We start from the raw sequence: 16758 nt of genomic DNA, 5'->3' as shown, positions 1-16758 counted from the left end.
ATGTTTGATTTAAAGATTCAAAATGCTAAAACCATCACAGGAGAACGACTTTCGCTGGCCGTCAAAGATGGTAAAATCGTAAAAATCAGTGAACAGATCGAGGAACCTGCCAAGGAAATCCTCACATTGGCAACGGATGAGTATCTATCTGCAGGTTGGATTGATGATCATGTTCATTGTTTTGAAGAAATGAATCTATACTATGATTATCCCGATGCAATCGGCGTAGAAAAGGGAGTCACCACGGTCATCGATGCGGGTACAACTGGCTCCGAGAATATTGGTCGTTTTTACGAGTTGGCTCAAGCCGCTAAAACGAATGTTTATGCGCTGGTCAATATTTCAAAATTTGGAATCGTAGAGCAGGACGAACTTGCTGATTTGACCAAGGTCCAATCTGATTTAGTGCGTCAAGCTTTAACCGAATTTCCGGAGTTTATTGTTGGGATCAAGGCGCGCATGAGTAAAACCGTTATTGGAGAAAATGGGATTCACCCGTTGTTGATGGCGAAAACCATCCAAAAGGAAAATGACAATCTGCCGCTGATGGTGCATATCGGTTCGAATCCACCAGAGCTTTCGGACATTCTAAAAACCATGACAGCTAAAGACGTCTTGACACATTGCTTTAACGGAAAACCCAACGGTATTTTGGATCAACAAACGGACAAAATCAAAGACTTCGTTTGGGAGGCTTACCACAAGGGCGTTATCTTTGATATTGGACATGGGACAGACAGCTTCAATTTCCACGTAGCAGAGACGGCGCGTCAAGAAGGGCTGATTTGTCATAGTATCAGTACAGACATCTACATTCGCAACCGCCAAAATGGCCCGGTTTACGATATGGCTACAACTTTGGAGAAACTGCATCTAGTGGGCTATTCATGGACTGAAATTTTGGATAAAATTACGCGAGTTCCAGCCGAAAACTTTGGCTTAAGTAATAAAGGACACCTGTCAGTAGGTTATGATACCGACTTGACTATTTTTAAGCTTAAACAAGGTGAAAAAACATTGACTGATTCTAACGGTAATCAACGAATCGCAACGGAACTTATTGAACCAACCCAGACGATTATTGGTGGAAAAGTCTATCAAGTACCCGCAACAGTTGGCACTCACTAGCAGGAGGGAAAACATGAAAATTGGTGCATTTGGTGAAGTCATGTTAAGACTAACACCACCAGAATATTTTTTATTAGAACAAACAGATCAGCTGCGCATGGCCTTTACCGGAACCGGAGTCAACTTACTAAGTAACCTTGACCGCTTTGGCCAAACAACCCAGTTGATGACGAAGCTTCCTGACAATCGACTGGGAGAGGCTGCTGCCGCCAACTTGCGAAAATTAGGAATCGCCCTGAACTATACAGGCTTTTCTGGCGACCACTTAGGCAGCTATTTTGCTGAGCTAGGCTATGGGGCCAGACCAACACAGGTTACGTACCAGAATCGACGCAACAGTGCTTTTAGCTTGAGCCAAGCAGCTGACTATTCATTGGAGGAGTTTGTTACGGAGATGGATTTGATTCATATCTGTGGTATTTCCTTGAGTCTGACGGAAACGACGGCTGAAACAGCCCAAAAATTAGCAGAAATTGCCCATACTGCGGGGAAAGCAGTTTGCTTCGATTTTAATTTTCGCCCTAGCTTGAATGACGCACCTGGTCAACGAGAAATAATGAAAGAGCGTTATTTGGCGATTCTGCCCTATGCAGATATCGTCTTTGGGACTGTTCGTGATTTGGTAGAACTCCTAGACTATGATACAAAGCCTACAGATAAGACAAGTGAAACATTGCTGATTCAACGCTTTATTAAGGAATATCAACTCACTTGGTTTGTCGGAACGGAACGTCAGTATGACGGACAGCAACACCATTTACGGGGAAAACTATATACAGCAGAGGTATTTATCACTTCTGAAAGCTACCCATTACAGATTTTGGATCGCATTGGGGCGGGGGATGCCTATGCGGCGGGTATTTTACTAGGCTTTGCCGAAGACTGGTCGCTTGAATACACTGTCAAATTTGCAACGGCGAATGCAGTATTGGCGCATACTATTGCAGGTGATGTCCCGCTTACTACGAAAAAAACAGTCGAACATTTCTTAACCGCACCACATGTTGATCTCTTACGTTAAGTGTAAATAGAACCGTCTGATAATCGAATCAGACGGTTCTTTTGTCAAAATGAGCTTTTCAGGCAATCTCTGTTGAAGTTTGCGTCTTGTTTAAGAAATCGCTAACACAGTTATGGGAAAGGTCTTTTTTTACTGATAATGGTACACTATCAATAGGAGGGGATTATCATGAAAAAAATCCTATTAAGTGCCGCTATCCCACTTGTTTTATTGGCAGGGTGTGGCGGAGGAACCGAGAGCAGTGAGTCTAGTGCAACCTCGACAACAGCGGTTTCTCAGAGTGAAAGCAGCAATTCCAGTACTTCAGAATCTAGTCGTCCGTCTAGTGAGACTACGACTGAAACTTCGTCGGTTACCCAGCAAACCCAACAGACACAGACCGAACAATCGTCAGCAACAGCCGCCACGACACCCCAGCAACAAGCAGATACAATGCTGGATGCATTAAAGTCAGCGTATCCAGATTCATTACCAACTCGTATTTTGACGGCTGATTCACCTGAATATGTGTCAGCTGCCACGACTGGTACGAAGGATATGGCTAACTATCGGATTCTTTATTACGCTGAAAAGGAAGCAATCGGCGTGAATGATCCACAGCTGGACGAGAAAAAACCAATAGCCGCCTTCGAAAAGAAAACATATGCCACCCATGGTGAAGCAGCGTTAGCAGTCAATCAAATCGTTGATGATGGTGGTAAGGAAGTAGATCTAGGTCATCAGATCACCGGACACCAACAAGGTGCTGCCGGCTCTTCTTACATCAGCTGGCGAGAAGGAAATTGGATGCTGGCAGTACAAGCCTCCAATGTAGAAGGAGAAAAGCCGTTACCACTAGCTAAGGATGTAGTGGCCTACTTAGAAGAAGCAAGCTTACCTGCGCCAGATCAAGACGGACAAATCAATCTAGTTGTAACGGGAAGTGACTATGAAAGTAATCGGGTCACTTGGCAAGAAGGGAGAGTCGTCTACACGATTCAACACCAAGAGGCAATGGCCGCTTTGAAAATGGCTGTCTCTGTGCAATAGAGGAGTATGAATGAGAGAAATAACGAATTCCAAAGAGAAACAGCGGCTTACGCGCCAAATATTGGGAGATTTACCAGAATGGTTCGGAATTCCAGCGTCAACAGAAGAGTATATTGAGAAAGCTGCTAATGCCGTTTTTTTCATAGAGGAGACGGAGCAAGGTAAGGGATTTGTTAGTTTACGGCGAACTGCGCCAACGGTTTGGGAGATTGATGTGATGGGTGTTGAAAAACTAGCTCATCATCAAGGTATTGGCAGAAAGCTTGTGCAGATGGCGATTCGCTATTGCCAAGAGAAAGGCGCTGACTTGCTGCAAGTGAAAACCCTCGCTGCTGAACACCCTGATCCTTATTACCGCAAGACGCGTCAGTTTTATCAAGCAGTGGGTTTTATCCCAGTAGAAGTTTTTAAAGACTTGTGGGGACCCGCTAACCCTTGTCTACAAATGATCCTCATAATTTCGCCAGAGCGCTAGCTTTCACTAAGGGTGCATGCTAAAATGGATGGGATCATGAAGAAAGAAATGAGGAAATAATAGTGACGGATTATTTAAACGTTGGAAAAATCGTCAATACCCAAGGAATCAAAGGTGAGGTCCGTGTGATCTCTACGACTGACTTTCCAGAGGAACGTTATAAAAAAGGTGCTGAACTTTGGCTCTTCCAAGAAAAGAAACCGGCAATCAAGTTGGTTATAAAAAGTCATCGCAAGCATAAAAATTTTGATATCGTCAGCTTTGAGGGCCACCCAAACATTAATGATGTTGAAAAATATCGCGATGGCATTTTGAAAGTGGCTAAAGATGAGCTGCAAGATTTGGCAGAGGATGAATACTATTACCATGAAATTATTGGCTTAAAAGTTACCGAAAATGGCCAAGAAATTGGTAAAGTGAAGGAGATTCTTTCACCAGGCGCTAATGATGTTTGGGTAGTACAACGTCCAAATCAAAAAGACTTGTTGCTACCTTATATTGAATCGGTTATAACAGAGATTGATTTGGCAAACGGAACAGTGGCGGTTGAGATTCCTGAAGGGCTGATTGACGATGAGAATTGATGTCTTGACGCTGTTTCCCCGGATGTTTGAAGGCCCTCTCGGTGAATCTATCATTGGAAAGGCAGTGGATAAAGGGCTTTTGGAAATCAATGTCTCTAACTTCCGTGAGTACTCAGATAATAAGCATCAAACTGTTGACGATTACCCTTATGGAGGCGGGGCGGGCATGTTGCTGAAGGTCCAACCCATTTCCGACAACCTAAAAGCGATTGAAGCCGAAAGTCCAGCTGAGAAAAAGCGTGTCATCTTACTAGATCCAGCGGGAAAACGTTTCGATCAACATATGGCAGAAGAATTTGCAGAGGAAGAACATTTGATCTTTATCTGTGGCCATTACGAAGGTTATGACGAACGCATTCGTTCACTGGTAACAGATGAAGTTTCTTTAGGCGATTACGTCTTGACCGGTGGTGAGCTTGGTGCAATGGTTATGATCGATGCGACAGTGCGATTATTGCCGGACGTTTTGGGCAACGCGACTTCGGCTGCTACCGATTCCCATTCAACTGGACTTTTAGAGCATCCACAATATACCCGCCCAGCGGAATTTGAAGGAATGGCTGTCCCTGAAGTCTTAATGAATGGCAATCATAAGCTGATTGAAGAATGGCGTTTAAAGGAATCACTACGCCGGACTTATGAACGTCGTCCAGACATGCTTGAAAAACTAACATTGACACCTGAAATGGAAAAAATGCTGCGAGAAATCAAGGAAAGCGAATAGCTTTCCTTTTTCTTGTGGCGAAACGAAGGAGTATAATGAAGAGGAAAAGAAAAAAAGGAGTGTGAAGAAAATGGAGAAGGCGAATAATGGCATGCTGGCAGTCTTAGCTGCGCTAGGTGCGAATGTTTTGGTTGCCATCAGTAAATTTATCGGTTACGCCTTTAGTGGCAGTGCCGCCATGCTGAATGAAAGTATCCATAGTATCGTGGATTGTAGCAATCAAATCCTGCTGATTGTAGGTGACAAACGTGCGAGTCGGGGCCAAAGCGAGCTCCATCAATTCGGAGAAGGCCGGGCCAAATACTTCTTTAGTACGATTGTGGCGATGATGCTGTTCTTTGGTGGGGGCGCTTTGGGGGTTATGGAGGCTTTTGAAAAGCTGACTCATCCCGCTCACGAAGTTGAAAATATCTGGCTAGTCATCGGGATTTTGCTCTTTGGGATCGTTGTAGAAGGCTCTTCTTTGCGAATTGCCTTTAAAGAAATCAAAGAATTAAACACCGAAAAACTATCATTATGGCGCTTTTTAAGAGAAAGCCGTCACAGTGAGATTTTGATCATCTTTACAGAAGACTTTTGTGCTGTTATTGGGTTATTCATTGCATTATTAGGAACAGTTTTAACCAAAGTTACCGGAATTGCTGCCTTTGACGCTATCAGCGGCTTGTTGATTGGCTTCTTACTGATGGGAGCAGCCATCTTTTTAGCCAAGGAGTTTTACAGTTTAATGATTGGTGAAAGTGTGACTGCCGGGGACTTGACGACTATCAAAGCTGCCTTTGCACGTCCTGATGTTGACCGTTTGATCGATGTAAAAACCGTTCATTTAGGTCCAGCAGAAATCTTGATTGCCGCTAAAATCGACGTATTAGATGCCAAAGAAGATGAGGCCTTTGATATTGTAAATAGCATTGAACGCACCATTCGCGGTAGTTTGCCAGATAAAAAAATCTACATCTATATCGAAACAGACCGCTATGATCCAAATTATGTCCGAAAATAGTAGATATCAAGAATTTTCCCTTTACAGAGCAATTTTCCTATGATAGACTATTTTGGTGAGTGAAAACACTCAACTATTACGATGTTCCGCTGTGGTATTGCCATATGAATGTTGGGAATAAGGAGAAGGATAAAATGAATCCATTAATTCAAGAGTTAACACAAGAACAATTACGTAGCGACATCCCTGCTTTCCGCCCTGGTGACACTGTGCGTGTACACGCTAAAGTTGTCGAAGGTACGCGTGAACGTATCCAGTTATTCGAAGGCGTTGTTATCAAACGTCGCGGTGCTGGAATCAGCGAAACTTACACAGTACGTAAGATTTCAAACGGTGTCGGTGTGGAACGTACATTCCCATTGCACACACCACGTGTTGCACAAATCGAAGTTGTTCGTTATGGTAAAGTTCGTCGTGCGAAACTTTATTACTTACGTGCTCTTCACGGAAAAGCAGCTCGTATCAAAGAAATCCGTCGTTAATCAATCATTATCGAATGGTACTAGAACCCTTGAGTTTCAAGGGTTCTTTTTTGTAAATAATTTTAAGTGCAGGCTAGCTCTTTTGAATCCAATTTACCTAAATCCATTTAAATTGTCCGATTTGGATTATTGTTGTCGTGCATAGGAATTTAAACGAGAACATGAAACTGCAGTAAGATATGCAATCCTCGTGAGTGCTTAAATAGAATAGCTAGTGAATTTCACTAGGTAGCTAAGATCCACTTGAAGTTTGCTAATGAAAACTTTATAATAAAAGTTGTGAAATTGTTCGCTTATTGAAAATTTTAGTTTGGAGGTTTTTATTTATGAAAATTGCAATTGCAGGGGCCGGTGCTATGGGTTCCCGATTCGGACTGATGTTGAAACAAGGTGGTAACGATGTTTTGCTGATTGATGGCTGGCAGGATCACATCAACGCCATCAAAGAAAATGGCTTGAAGGCTAATTATAATGGTAAAGAGATCACCGTTGAAATCCCGATTGTCAATCAAAATAACGTACCTACTGGTGAACAATTCGATTTGATCATCTTATTTACTAAAGCAATGCAGTTGGAAAAAATGCTGCAGGATGTCAAACCATTAATCGCGGATCACACAGAAGTTTTGTGTCTTTTAAATGGTATCGGTCATGAAGACGTAATCGAAAAATTCGTACCGATGGAAAAAATCTTTATCGGCAATACCATGTGGACTGCAGGCTTAGAAGGTCCCGGCAAAGCCAAATTATTTGGCAGCGGGTCCGTTGAATTGCAAAACTTGGGTGCTGGTCAAGAAGAAGCGGCTAAAAAATTAGCGGAAACTTTATCAGCTTCTGGCTTGAATGCTAAGTATTCCGACAATATTCACTATTCGATTTATCGTAAAGCTTGTGTTAACGGCACGATGAATGGTTTATGTACGATTTTAGACGTCAATATGGCGGGGCTTGGGGCAACTAAACCTGCCCATGACATGGTAGCTACAATTGTTAACGAATTTGCAGCTGTTGCTGCTAAAGAAAACGTCAACTTGGACATTCCCGAAGTGATTGAACACGTGGAAACTTGTTTTGACCCAACTACGATCGGCATGCATTTCCCATCGATGCACCAAGACTTAATTAAAAACAACCGTTTGACCGAGATCGACTACATCAACGGTGCTATTTCCCGTAAAGGTAAAAAATACGGCGTAGCAACTCCTTATTGTGATTTCTTAACTCAATTAGTTCACAGTAAAGAAGAAATTTTGGGAGCTAAATAATTATTAGCAGAAAGAGGACAGAAAAATGGCAGAAAAGTTGACTCCAAAAATATTTTTAAATAAAGTCTTAGCCGGTACAGCAACCGGAATCATCGTGGGTTTGATTCCAAATGCGGTATTAGCAGCAATTTTGAAATTATTTGGTGAAAATACCTTAGCAGTGACTATCACGCAAATGGCAGTCATTTTCCAATTGGCTACACCACTATTGATTGGTGCTTTGATTGCAGTTCAATTCGGGTTCAAACCCATGCAAATGCTGGTGGTTGCCGGTGCAGCATTTGTTGGTTCCGGTGTTGTGAAATTCAATCCTGATACAGCAGCTTATATTGGTGCTGGTACAGGGGACATCATCAATACTATGATTACTGCTTCAATCGCTGTTGGCATGATTCTATTAATCGGTGAAAAATTTGGTTCTGTGGCAATCGTTGCAACACCAATCGTTGTCGGGATCGGCGCTGGTTTGATTGGCTATTATTTATATCCTTATGTAACCATGATCACTGCCGCTATCGGTGACTTGATCAATACCTTTACTACTTTGCAACCAATCTTGATGTCAATCTTAATCGCATGTTCCTTTGCCTTCTTGATTATCTCGCCAATTTCTACCGTTGCCATCGGTATGGCGATTCAATTGAACGGCGTCTCTGCTGGTGCAGCCGCGATGGGTGTCGCCGCAACAACTGTTGTCTTGGTGGTTAACTCTTGGAAAATTAACAAACCAGGGGTTACGTTGGCCATCGCATTGGGTGCTATGAAAATGATGATGCCCAACTTGTTCAGAAAGCCAATTATCTTGGTACCATGTCTGTTCACCGCTATCATCTCAGCAATTCCAGTAGCTTTATTCTCAATCTCAGGAACTCCTGCTTCCGCCGGCTTCGGTTTGGTAGGTTTGGTGGGGCCGTTAGCTTCATTGGACGCCGGGTTGAGTATTGTTTTGCTATTGATTAGCTGGTTCGTTGTGCCAATCGCAGCTGCTTTAGTAGGCCAAATCTTGTTTGAAAAAATCTTGAAGTTGTACGACCGTAAAGACGTTTTCGAATTTTTAGGATAAACAATTAGTAAAAGCGTGAGCCTCGTGCTCACGCTTTTTTTCGTGCAATTCAAGTAAACATCTTTAAAGGTTCGATACTTTTGATGTTAATGTGATGACTGATGAAGAAATTCAATTGCTGTTGCTGGAAGACTTTAGTGGTCTAGGGGAAAGCTTGCCAATTCAGAAGCAACGTCCAATCGGCTTTTTTAATTAGAACTTTTACGAAATAAACGTTTAAGTAGCCAGATTCTATTAGTAAAACTTCAGCTTACTTGTAGCAAGAGGTTTAGATAGACATTAAAAACCAGTCTTTGAATGAAACTACTCATCCATTCAAAGGCTGGTTTTTCTATTTAACCTACTGCAGATTTCCCTTTTTAAAACGGCTTATCATAATCAAAATGGTCAGGGTGAGTACTAAACAGATTGCCATAACCCAAACAATGCCTGTATTCATCGAAGGAGATATGGTAAGGACGCTAATCATAATCGTAATGCCAACGGAGGCAAATAGTTGGCGAAGAGTATTATTTAATGCAGTTGCTTGACTGATTTGAGTGGGTTCAACCTCCTTAAAGGATTCTGTTAAGGATGGTGAAAATACCAGTCCAATACCTAAGAGGCAGACGGCATAGGTAACTGCTAGGAGTAAAGGAGTTATTTGCATCCCCGGAACAAGAAACGGTATGAAAGAAGCAACCATTAAGAGACAACCAGTGATAATTAAAGCTGAGGGTCCGCGTTTATCGTAAATGCGTCCGACAATAATAGAAGAAAAGGCATTTAGGATGGCTCCAGGTAATAAAATAAGACCGGTCGTTAAACTGTCGATAGCTAACTGCACCTGTGCGTAGATGGAGACAAGTTGCCCTAGCCCAACCAGAATGATGTAAACCAATGTACTAATCATTGTCATTTTAACAAAGGTCGTATTCTTAAAAAGGTGAACATTTATCAATGGTTTCTCCATGCGCAACTGACGTCGTAACAGGAGCCAGCCTATTAGTATGCCGAGACACAAAAGTCCCACACCTAATACAATTTGGTGTCTCATGATTGTGATACTCAACATGATAGCCGTGATTGATAAAAAGGACTCTAGTACGGAGATAAAATCTATTTTTACGGCTTTAGGTTCAGAGAAATTAGGGAACCAGACAATACTTATGATAAGGATGAGGATCATAATCGGCAAAACGCTAATAAATAAGTAGCGCCAATTTAAATAATTTAAGATAGTGCCTGCAACGGTTGGACCGACTGCTGGACCGAAGGCAATGACAAAGGTTGATAAGCCCATGATCATGCCACGTTGAGAGGGCGGATAAATGGACATCATAGTGGTCATTTGGAAAGCCATCAAAAAACCACCGGCGGCAGCTTGCAATAGTCGCCCTAATAGTAAAATCCAGAAATTAGGCGCGAGAGCTCCAGTCAGCGTTCCGACTGAAAATAGTAGTAATAAACTTAAAAAAATAGTGCGACTTGAGTATTTTTCATATACGTTGGAGGTGATGGGCGTAACGACGCCAACAATTAAGGTGTAACCAGTTGTTAACCATTGAGCGGTGGTTAATGGCACCTGCATCATCTCTTTGATTAAAGGTAAGGCAGTAACCATCATAGTTTGACTCATCATGCTGATAAAGGTTGCCAACAAGATGATAACAGTGATCAATCCTCTATTTTTAACGATTTTTGGTGCGTACATTTTCGTTCAAATCTCCTTAGTTTCAGCTATTTGTCAGCGTTAAATGCTTCATAAACTAGCTTTAATTGTTCAGTGAATTGTTCTTGATTAATTTCAGGGTGATCATGGAAAAAGGCGGACCACCAGACTTCCATTTCTTGGCCAATTTGTTCGGCGATTTTTTTCCCTTTTTCAGTTAAATCAATCGAATACGCCCGTGATTCACTAAGGAAGGAGCGGGTAATCAAGCCTTCTTTTTCTAAAAACTTCAAGTCTCTGGTAAGTAAACTTGGATCGATGGCCATACGACGCGCGATATCTTTTTGGATTTGGTGAGGATTCTTTAAGGCAAACATCATAATATCGGTCTGGGTAGCTTTTAATGAGCCCACACTGTTTTGGTGATTCCAAGCTTTCTTTGTTTGACGATAGATAGCTGCTAAATATTTATTTAAATGTATTTCGTTCATAAGATACACTCCATTTCTTTTTTTACGATGGACAAGTCCATTTGTGGATAAGTCTATTAAAGGGCGATGCACAGCATTTGTCAATTTTTTTGATTTTAGAAACGGAAGAAACAAAGTGATGTTCCTTTTATTTGTAAATAATTTCATTATGGTAATTTTTTCTTTATAATGAGCTTTGGAGGCGATAATGATGATGAAAAGACTGGTGAACTCGCTAATAGGGACATTGATTTATCTGTTAGTTTCGAATATGGGAAACTGGATTTTTGGTATTAGTCGGAATTTTAGTTGGACGACAACACTATGGGAAGCTCTATTTTTCTTCATATTTATTTTTCTGATTCAAGGGTTTCGTAAAAAGGAATAATGAGGAGATTTGTATAGCAAAGAGAATTATCGATTTGTGCCAACATCACGAAGTTATGCATTTTTTTATAGAGTAAGAGTGAAAATTGAAATTATCACGAATTTCCTATTGATTATGAATAACGATATATAACAGCTAACTGGACGCTTAACTCACAATAGATATGTTAATATGATATTAAAGATAACAATTTTTTTGACAGCATATGAAAGTGAGAAAATGCAGAAAGAAGGTAACGGAATGAAAAAGCTGTGTCAGGTTTTAAGTCTAGGGTTGCTTGTGCTTCTAGTAGGATGTCAGTCAAATAATGAACAAACAGCGGGAGAGAATGAGAGTAAAAACGTCAGTATTGTACAAGTATACGATGGCGGTACCGTTCAAAATCAAGGCAGCTACGTTCTGGTGGATGGAACCTTGGAAATCGATAAAAGCTTGATGAATTTGGCAAATCCTAACACGGATCCTAGCGAAGTAAACGACGAAGAGTATCAGAAACAAGCAGAAGAAATAATCAAGAGTGATTTTCCGGATGAAAAAATTGATACAGATAATCTATTTGCTCAGTACAAGCGAACAGTCAAAAATGCTAAGGCAGTGATGACTAAGGAGAAAGTCGAGCTAGTAGGGGATAACTTTAAAACAGAGTTCGAAAGATTGCCAGATAATGAGAATCGTTTAAAAGACCACTTCGGTGTGGAATATAGTCTTAACAATGAGTAAGAAACTAAGGCCTGTCTTAAAACTATTTAGGGAACGCAAAGGTTGCTGTGACTGAAAAATGAAATCAGCGGAGCTCACAGATACAGTGCATCGTTTTCTCGACATAACCAAACTCCCGCATGTTCTATGGACGTGCGGGAGTTTAATCATATGGGAAGATTCCATTGGCAGATTTTTTTCACCGCAATACATACCCTAATTGCGCAGCTTTAGTTACGTAAGCTGCGCTATAATTCTTGATTCCAGCAAGTCCACAAAATCCGGATTTTCCCGATGCTTTCAAACACACTTATTTCCTACATAAATTTACAAAAAATTGTAACGAATACCTGAAAAATCGGACTAATAAATGAAAGGCGGTGACCACTTGGAGATAGATCAGCTTTATCTGACTTACGAAAAAACCGTATTCCGCTTTCTTCTAAGCCTAACCGGAAACCCACAGCTTGCAGAAGAGCTTACCCAGGAAACCTTTTATCAGGCCATTCGTTCTATTTCCCGCTTTAAAGGTGATTCCAATGTATCTACCTGGCTCTGCCAAATCGCTAAAAACCTTTGGCTGCAATATCTGGAAAAAGAAAAGAAGCACGGCACCTTTCTTGAAATGGATCTGAACGAGCCTGATACCAAGCCCACTCCTGATCAGCAGATTTTACAAGCTGAAAATAAAATTTGGTTGTATCGTTTGATTCATCAGCTGAAAGAAGTTGAAAAAGAGCTTGTTCTGCTGCGAATTAATGGTGATTTCTCTTTCAAAGAAATCGGCGCTATTTTTGGAAAGTCTGAAAACTGGGCACGAGTCACCTTTTATCGTGTCAAACAAAAAATCATTGAGAGGATGAGTGAAGATGGCGCTAAGATGATTGTTGATAAAGATAGCCATTCCGGCAATGATGGTCTCATCAACTTCAACTATGGGGGCACGTTTAACCTGGAAGATGGCAGTAGCATTGAAATGAATGTTAAGGATGCCTCTGCTGGTGCGGTAGCGGTTTATCTTGGAAGTATCGGGACAAACTATCCTGTTTTCAATATGTCGGGAAAAAGTCATATGAGTGTTAATTTTACGTCAACGGGTACCGGTACTAATCCAGTCATTAATGCTGGTTCTTATGCAGCGTTTAATATTGATAGTGGTTCAATTTTGGACATTCAGACAACAGGATATAAGGGAAATATTATCAATTTAGGCACAGGGAATGCGACTACCAAGACTTCGTTTACCGTAGGGGAAGATGCCAAGCTGAACGTTAATGCACAAGGCAGAACCGGCACAACCACGGACGTAGTAAATGTCGGAAATTATGCGGCATTTCAAATTAAGCGTTTGGGAACCTTTAAGCTTTCCGCCAATACGGCAAGGTATTTGTTCAATGTCGGATCAAATTCCACGTTCCAGTTTTCCGATGCACTTTTAGTGGACTTTGGTTATACAGAACAGCCTGCGGCAAGCAGTGCACTGATAAATATGTCAGGCAGTGCCGGTAAGTTTTTAGTAGATATTCAGCGTGTAAAGGCTTGGAATCGTTCGGGGGCGGTATTGGACGATGATGCACCGACTTACGACTGGAACCCGATGTTTGGGATGGAAATTCCATATTCTGGAACGACCGTCAATAATGCAACAATTTTGGGTAGCTCCACTACCGCGGGAGTCTCTGAAAGCTTCAAGCAAAATTTTAATACGGGACCGACAACGGGCTTTCAACGGTTACTATTCGAGTTTATTCCAGATGTGAAGGTGAAAATTGATAATCAACCAGTGGATAATCCCAACAATGCTAATTCTAAAATCATTAGTGGGCAGACAAACGCGGGAGCCTTCGTCCGGCTATCTGATACGCCAGTTTCGGGAGGGTATAGTTCATTTCCCACTTCGAATAATACAATAGCTGACCCTACAGTTGGTGGTACTCAACCAAACTACACTGTTAAGGCAGACAGCACCGGACACTTTGAATTTGAAGTACCGACGAATGAAAATATTCCTTTTGTCGCAGGTACAACGATTCATGCGTATGCCTTTTTAAATGGGAAGTCTGACGACACGGATCCCATTGGTTCAGCGGATGTACCTGAGGAGGAATGGGACAAAATCGTCAGCGATACAACGGCTCCCTCTGCAACAGGGGTTGAAGGCTCTTTCGTGGTCAATACACCTTTGCCAGAGGCGAAAACCTTCTTAAAAGATATTACGGACACGAACCCGAATACGACTATTACGGCATCATATAAAGATTCTGAAGAAACGCTAAATGGCTATCTCAGTACAGCGGGAGATTATGATATTACAATCTTACTAGCAGATGAGGCCGGTAATACTGCAGAAATCAAAACCAAATTACATGTTTTCGATTCAAGCGGCAAAATTGAAGGGGAAGACATTGAACTAAAAACTTCTGAGATTGATTCAATGAGTCGTGAAGAATTTGAGAATCAAATGAAGGCTGATATAAAAGCTACAGCTTATATCCTCATTGATAATCAGTACAAAAACTTGGATGACAAAATTTCCTATGATTTTTCAAAAGTAAATCAAGCAGCTGGTGTCTATACGGTGGATCTGACTGTTCCTAAGGCGGAATCAGGGGGCACGGAACTGCCAACAAAAGTTGTGACGTTAACAATCAAAGCCAATGGTCCAACTGCGCCAGTAGATCCGGATAATCCTCAAGAGGGAACATCATCACCAGAAGGAACTGAAAACGAAGGTACTAACGCTATTGGCGATTTGCGTATGGATTATGCGCCTTCTGGTATCACTTTTGGAATCGTGCCTTTTTCTTATACAGATACTACGTACGCAGCCACGAAGCCCTTAAATACGAATGGGACGGCCATGTCCAAACAATGGATCCAAATTTCAGATGATCGCACTGCCCTCAATGGTTGGACTGTCAAGGTCAGTCAAACTGAGGCATTTACCGATTCAGAAGGAGACAAAATCCTAGGGACAACGCTGAAAATCCCTAAAGGCATCATCAACAACTCACTGGCGGGAACCATAGATACCGAGGCTACCGACGCCAAAATGACCGCTCAAGAAGTGCAATTAGGCGTAGGTGGTACGGCAACGATGTTTGGCGCCAAAGATGTGGGTGAGGATAGTAGTGGAAAGAAAATTAGTACCTACCAATGGGATCCGACAAATGTTACTTTGACAGTGCCAGGTGGGAAAGCGAAAACGAACTCTGCCTATGAGACAGAGCTTAATTGGACGTTAACCACTGAACCAGTTCAATAGGGTTGCAGAAAGTTGGAAGGCTGAATTTACTAAGTTTTTCAGCGCTTGATATTAATTGGTTTCGTTGGAAAATAAAGTTCGTAATAAAGGCTAGCTGTTACAAAGACCGTTGGAGGGTCTTGTGACAGCTAGCAAGTTGATAGATAGGAAGTGAAAAATTGCATGATTCAAAAGAATAGTTTTATTAGTAAGGAAGATTATCTGGGATATTACCGAGGGTTATCTAATGACAAATTTCCATTAGTAAAAGAACGCATTATGGCATTATGCGCTGAATTAGAAAGCCTGGTTCATATAGTAAACCCGCATAATTTTTTTGAAATACATGCAATGATTATGGGACTAGATGCTAAGTTGCAAATTTTATCGTATTTTATGCTTCGTTCCAACAACAGCATGGATTTACACGAAACAGAAATTTTAGAGTTGGAGCAAGATTATAGAGGATACTTTAAAGAAATTTGTGGCTGTACGCTCAAGGATGAAGTTCCCTTGTCGTTACACTTTTCTATTCTATGATGAACAAAAACGCCGCTCAAAAAAATTTAGTGAGGCATCGGCCATGAACTATGATTGCTGAGCTAGAAATAATTTGGCAGCTGTCCAATGACGGCTGCCTTTTTTAATCATAATGATTTGGCAGTTTCGTGCAAGCAAAACAGCCTATGAAGAGATTTAAAAGATAAAAAATGTTTATGGAGAGATTCGAATGAGTAGCGGAAGAATTGGGTCCGTTTATGGTGAACTAACGGTAATAGATGAGTATAAGACCGAAAAAGGCTATTGGAAATGTACGTGCCAATGCACATGTGGTGTAATCAAAGATATCAGTTACCCCAACTTGAAGTCCGGCAGAACAAGAAGCTGCGGGCATTTGGAAAAAGCCAATCGTGAAAAGTTTAAGGATCTTACAGGAAAAACATTTGGCGATTTGACTGTGATGGTGAAGGCTCCCCAGCGGTTGAAGGGAGAGATTCTTTGGAGATGCCGTTGTACTTGTGGCAGAATGTTGGAGGTCACGAGAACTCAGTTAGTTAGAGAATATGCAAAATCATGCGGCTTTCATCAAAATGATCAGCTAATTGGTAAACACTTCAATCAGTTACAAATCATCCGTATCAGTGAAGATAATCGGCATGTCTACTGTCAATGCAGCTGTGGCGCAACGCTTTGGACGTATAAGTACAATGTTCTAAGCGGCCATACCAAGAGCTGTGGTCATTTATTAAAAGCTGATCACTTTCAGCGGATAGATGGGGTGGTCGTCTCAGCCCTTGCGCGAAAAATTTCTTCAAGAAATACTAGTGGTTACACTGGTGTCAGTAAAACCGCGAATGGCAAATGGACCGCCTACATTACTTTGAAATACAAGCGGCATACATTAGGTGTGTTTGACCAGCTTGAAGAAGCTGTACGCGCAAGAAAGAATGCGGAAGAGCATTACTTCAAACCCATTTTAGAAAAAGCACATCCCTCAAAAAGCTGATAAGGTGGCACTCATCAGCTTTTTT

17 protein-coding genes are annotated in these 16758 nt (G+C 41.5%); 15 read left to right on the top strand and 2 right to left on the bottom strand.

Annotation, left to right across the window (positions count from 1 at the left end; all coding sequences use genetic code 11):
- From ECA01S_RS01995 to ECA01S_RS01950, 10 genes are all read left to right on the top strand, one after another.
- Complete coding sequence (locus ECA01S_RS01995) at positions 1-1128, top strand: amidohydrolase/deacetylase family metallohydrolase (protein WP_067390284.1); 1128 nt, start codon at positions 1-3, stop codon at positions 1126-1128.
- A gap of 13 nt (positions 1129-1141) precedes the next feature.
- Positions 1142-2149 carry a sugar kinase gene (locus ECA01S_RS01990; RefSeq protein WP_067390281.1) on the top strand — a complete coding sequence of 336 codons (1008 nt, stop codon included), beginning with the start codon at positions 1142-1144 and terminating at the stop codon, positions 2147-2149.
- 168 nt (positions 2150-2317) lie between these two features.
- Positions 2318-3178 (top strand): hypothetical protein, encoded by an 861-nt coding sequence (locus ECA01S_RS01985; RefSeq protein WP_067390278.1) that lies wholly within the window; start codon positions 2318-2320, stop codon positions 3176-3178.
- A gap of 10 nt (positions 3179-3188) precedes the next feature.
- Positions 3189-3653, top strand: coding sequence for a GNAT family N-acetyltransferase (locus tag ECA01S_RS01980; protein WP_067390276.1), 465 nt, complete (start codon positions 3189-3191; stop codon positions 3651-3653).
- Between the two features lie 62 nt (positions 3654-3715).
- Positions 3716-4237, top strand: a complete 522-nt coding sequence (gene rimM / locus ECA01S_RS01975) for a ribosome maturation factor RimM (protein ID WP_067390273.1) — start codon at positions 3716-3718, stop codon at positions 4235-4237.
- Entirely contained in the window at positions 4227-4961 is a 735-nt protein-coding gene (trmD, locus tag ECA01S_RS01970; RefSeq protein ID WP_067390270.1) for a tRNA (guanosine(37)-N1)-methyltransferase TrmD, read from the top strand. Before rimM ends, trmD begins: the two co-directional genes overlap by 11 nt.
- 70 nt (positions 4962-5031) lie before the next feature.
- Positions 5032-5964: a cation diffusion facilitator family transporter gene (locus ECA01S_RS01965; RefSeq protein ID WP_067390268.1), complete on the top strand. Its 933-nt coding sequence runs from the start codon at positions 5032-5034 to the stop codon at positions 5962-5964.
- Positions 5965-6098: 134 nt separating this feature from the next.
- Positions 6099-6446 (top strand): 50S ribosomal protein L19, encoded by a 348-nt coding sequence (gene rplS, locus ECA01S_RS01960; protein ID WP_067390265.1) that lies wholly within the window; start codon positions 6099-6101, stop codon positions 6444-6446.
- A gap of 326 nt (positions 6447-6772) precedes the next feature.
- Positions 6773-7711 carry a 2-dehydropantoate 2-reductase gene (locus tag ECA01S_RS01955; protein WP_067390262.1) on the top strand — a complete coding sequence of 313 codons (939 nt, stop codon included), beginning with the start codon at positions 6773-6775 and terminating at the stop codon, positions 7709-7711.
- Between the two features lie 25 nt (positions 7712-7736).
- Positions 7737-8774 (top strand): PTS sugar transporter subunit IIC, encoded by a 1038-nt coding sequence (locus tag ECA01S_RS01950; protein WP_067390259.1) that lies wholly within the window; start codon positions 7737-7739, stop codon positions 8772-8774.
- Positions 8775-9114: 340 nt separating this feature from the next.
- Here the strand turns inward: ECA01S_RS01950 and ECA01S_RS01945 are convergent, their stop codons facing one another.
- Together ECA01S_RS01945 and ECA01S_RS01940 are read right to left on the bottom strand one after the other, a co-directional pair.
- Entirely contained in the window at positions 9115-10467 is a 1353-nt protein-coding gene (locus ECA01S_RS01945) for an MFS transporter (RefSeq protein ID WP_067390256.1), read from the bottom strand.
- Between the two features lie 26 nt (positions 10468-10493).
- Positions 10494-10916, bottom strand: a complete 423-nt coding sequence (locus ECA01S_RS01940; protein WP_067390253.1) for a MarR family winged helix-turn-helix transcriptional regulator — start codon at positions 10914-10916, stop codon at positions 10494-10496.
- A gap of 190 nt (positions 10917-11106) precedes the next feature.
- Here ECA01S_RS01940 and ECA01S_RS14290 point away from each other — a divergent pair, with 190 nt between their 5' ends.
- The 5 genes from ECA01S_RS14290 (at position 11107) to ECA01S_RS01915 (ending at position 16733) form a co-directional block, all read left to right on the top strand.
- Entirely contained in the window at positions 11107-11283 is a 177-nt protein-coding gene (locus ECA01S_RS14290; RefSeq protein WP_169792743.1) for a hypothetical protein, read from the top strand.
- A gap of 240 nt (positions 11284-11523) precedes the next feature.
- Complete coding sequence (locus ECA01S_RS01935; RefSeq protein ID WP_067390250.1) at positions 11524-12003, top strand: hypothetical protein; 480 nt, start codon at positions 11524-11526, stop codon at positions 12001-12003.
- Between the two features lie 367 nt (positions 12004-12370).
- A complete protein-coding gene (locus ECA01S_RS01925; protein ID WP_211271997.1) occupies positions 12371-15247 on the top strand; it encodes a sigma-70 family RNA polymerase sigma factor in 2877 nt (958 codons plus the stop codon).
- Positions 15248-15409: 162 nt separating this feature from the next.
- Positions 15410-15766 carry a DUF7006 family protein gene (locus ECA01S_RS01920; RefSeq protein ID WP_067390247.1) on the top strand — a complete coding sequence of 119 codons (357 nt, stop codon included), beginning with the start codon at positions 15410-15412 and terminating at the stop codon, positions 15764-15766.
- A 355-nt stretch (positions 15767-16121) separates the two neighbouring features.
- Positions 16122-16733: an AP2/ERF family transcription factor gene (locus ECA01S_RS01915; RefSeq protein ID WP_143139564.1), complete on the top strand. Its 612-nt coding sequence runs from the start codon at positions 16122-16124 to the stop codon at positions 16731-16733.
- Positions 16734-16758 lie beyond the last annotated feature (25 nt).

The organism is Enterococcus canis NBRC 100695, assembly GCF_001544375.1.
GTDB lineage: Bacteria > Bacillota > Bacilli > Lactobacillales > Enterococcaceae > Enterococcus_H > Enterococcus_H canis.
The sequence above is the reverse complement of the archived record's forward strand: the minus strand, read 5'-3'. Positions and strand labels throughout refer to the sequence as shown.

Bases quoted from the DNA above. Each gene is read 5' to 3' on its own strand.
- ECA01S_RS01995 (WP_067390284.1), top strand. From the start codon at position 1: ATGTTTGATTTAAAGATTCAAAATGCTAAAACCATCACAGGAGAACGA.
- ECA01S_RS01990 (WP_067390281.1), top strand. From the start codon at position 1,142: ATGAAAATTGGTGCATTTGGTGAAGTCATGTTAAGACTAACACCACCA.
- ECA01S_RS01985 (WP_067390278.1), top strand. From the start codon at position 2,318: ATGAAAAAAATCCTATTAAGTGCCGCTATCCCACTTGTTTTATTGGCA.
- ECA01S_RS01980 (WP_067390276.1), top strand. From the start codon at position 3,189: ATGAGAGAAATAACGAATTCCAAAGAGAAACAGCGGCTTACGCGCCAA.
- trmD (WP_067390270.1), top strand. From the start codon at position 4,227: ATGAGAATTGATGTCTTGACGCTGTTTCCCCGGATGTTTGAAGGCCCT.
- ECA01S_RS01965 (WP_067390268.1), top strand. From the start codon at position 5,032: ATGGAGAAGGCGAATAATGGCATGCTGGCAGTCTTAGCTGCGCTAGGT.
- rplS (WP_067390265.1), top strand. From the start codon at position 6,099: ATGAATCCATTAATTCAAGAGTTAACACAAGAACAATTACGTAGCGAC.
- ECA01S_RS01955 (WP_067390262.1), top strand. From the start codon at position 6,773: ATGAAAATTGCAATTGCAGGGGCCGGTGCTATGGGTTCCCGATTCGGA.
- ECA01S_RS01950 (WP_067390259.1), top strand. From the start codon at position 7,737: ATGGCAGAAAAGTTGACTCCAAAAATATTTTTAAATAAAGTCTTAGCC.
- ECA01S_RS01945 (WP_067390256.1), bottom strand. From the start codon at position 10,467: ATGTACGCACCAAAAATCGTTAAAAATAGAGGATTGATCACTGTTATC.
- ECA01S_RS01940 (WP_067390253.1), bottom strand. From the start codon at position 10,916: ATGAACGAAATACATTTAAATAAATATTTAGCAGCTATCTATCGTCAA.
- ECA01S_RS14290 (WP_169792743.1), top strand. From the start codon at position 11,107: ATGATGAAAAGACTGGTGAACTCGCTAATAGGGACATTGATTTATCTG.
- ECA01S_RS01935 (WP_067390250.1), top strand. From the start codon at position 11,524: ATGAAAAAGCTGTGTCAGGTTTTAAGTCTAGGGTTGCTTGTGCTTCTA.
- ECA01S_RS01920 (WP_067390247.1), top strand. From the start codon at position 15,410: ATGATTCAAAAGAATAGTTTTATTAGTAAGGAAGATTATCTGGGATAT.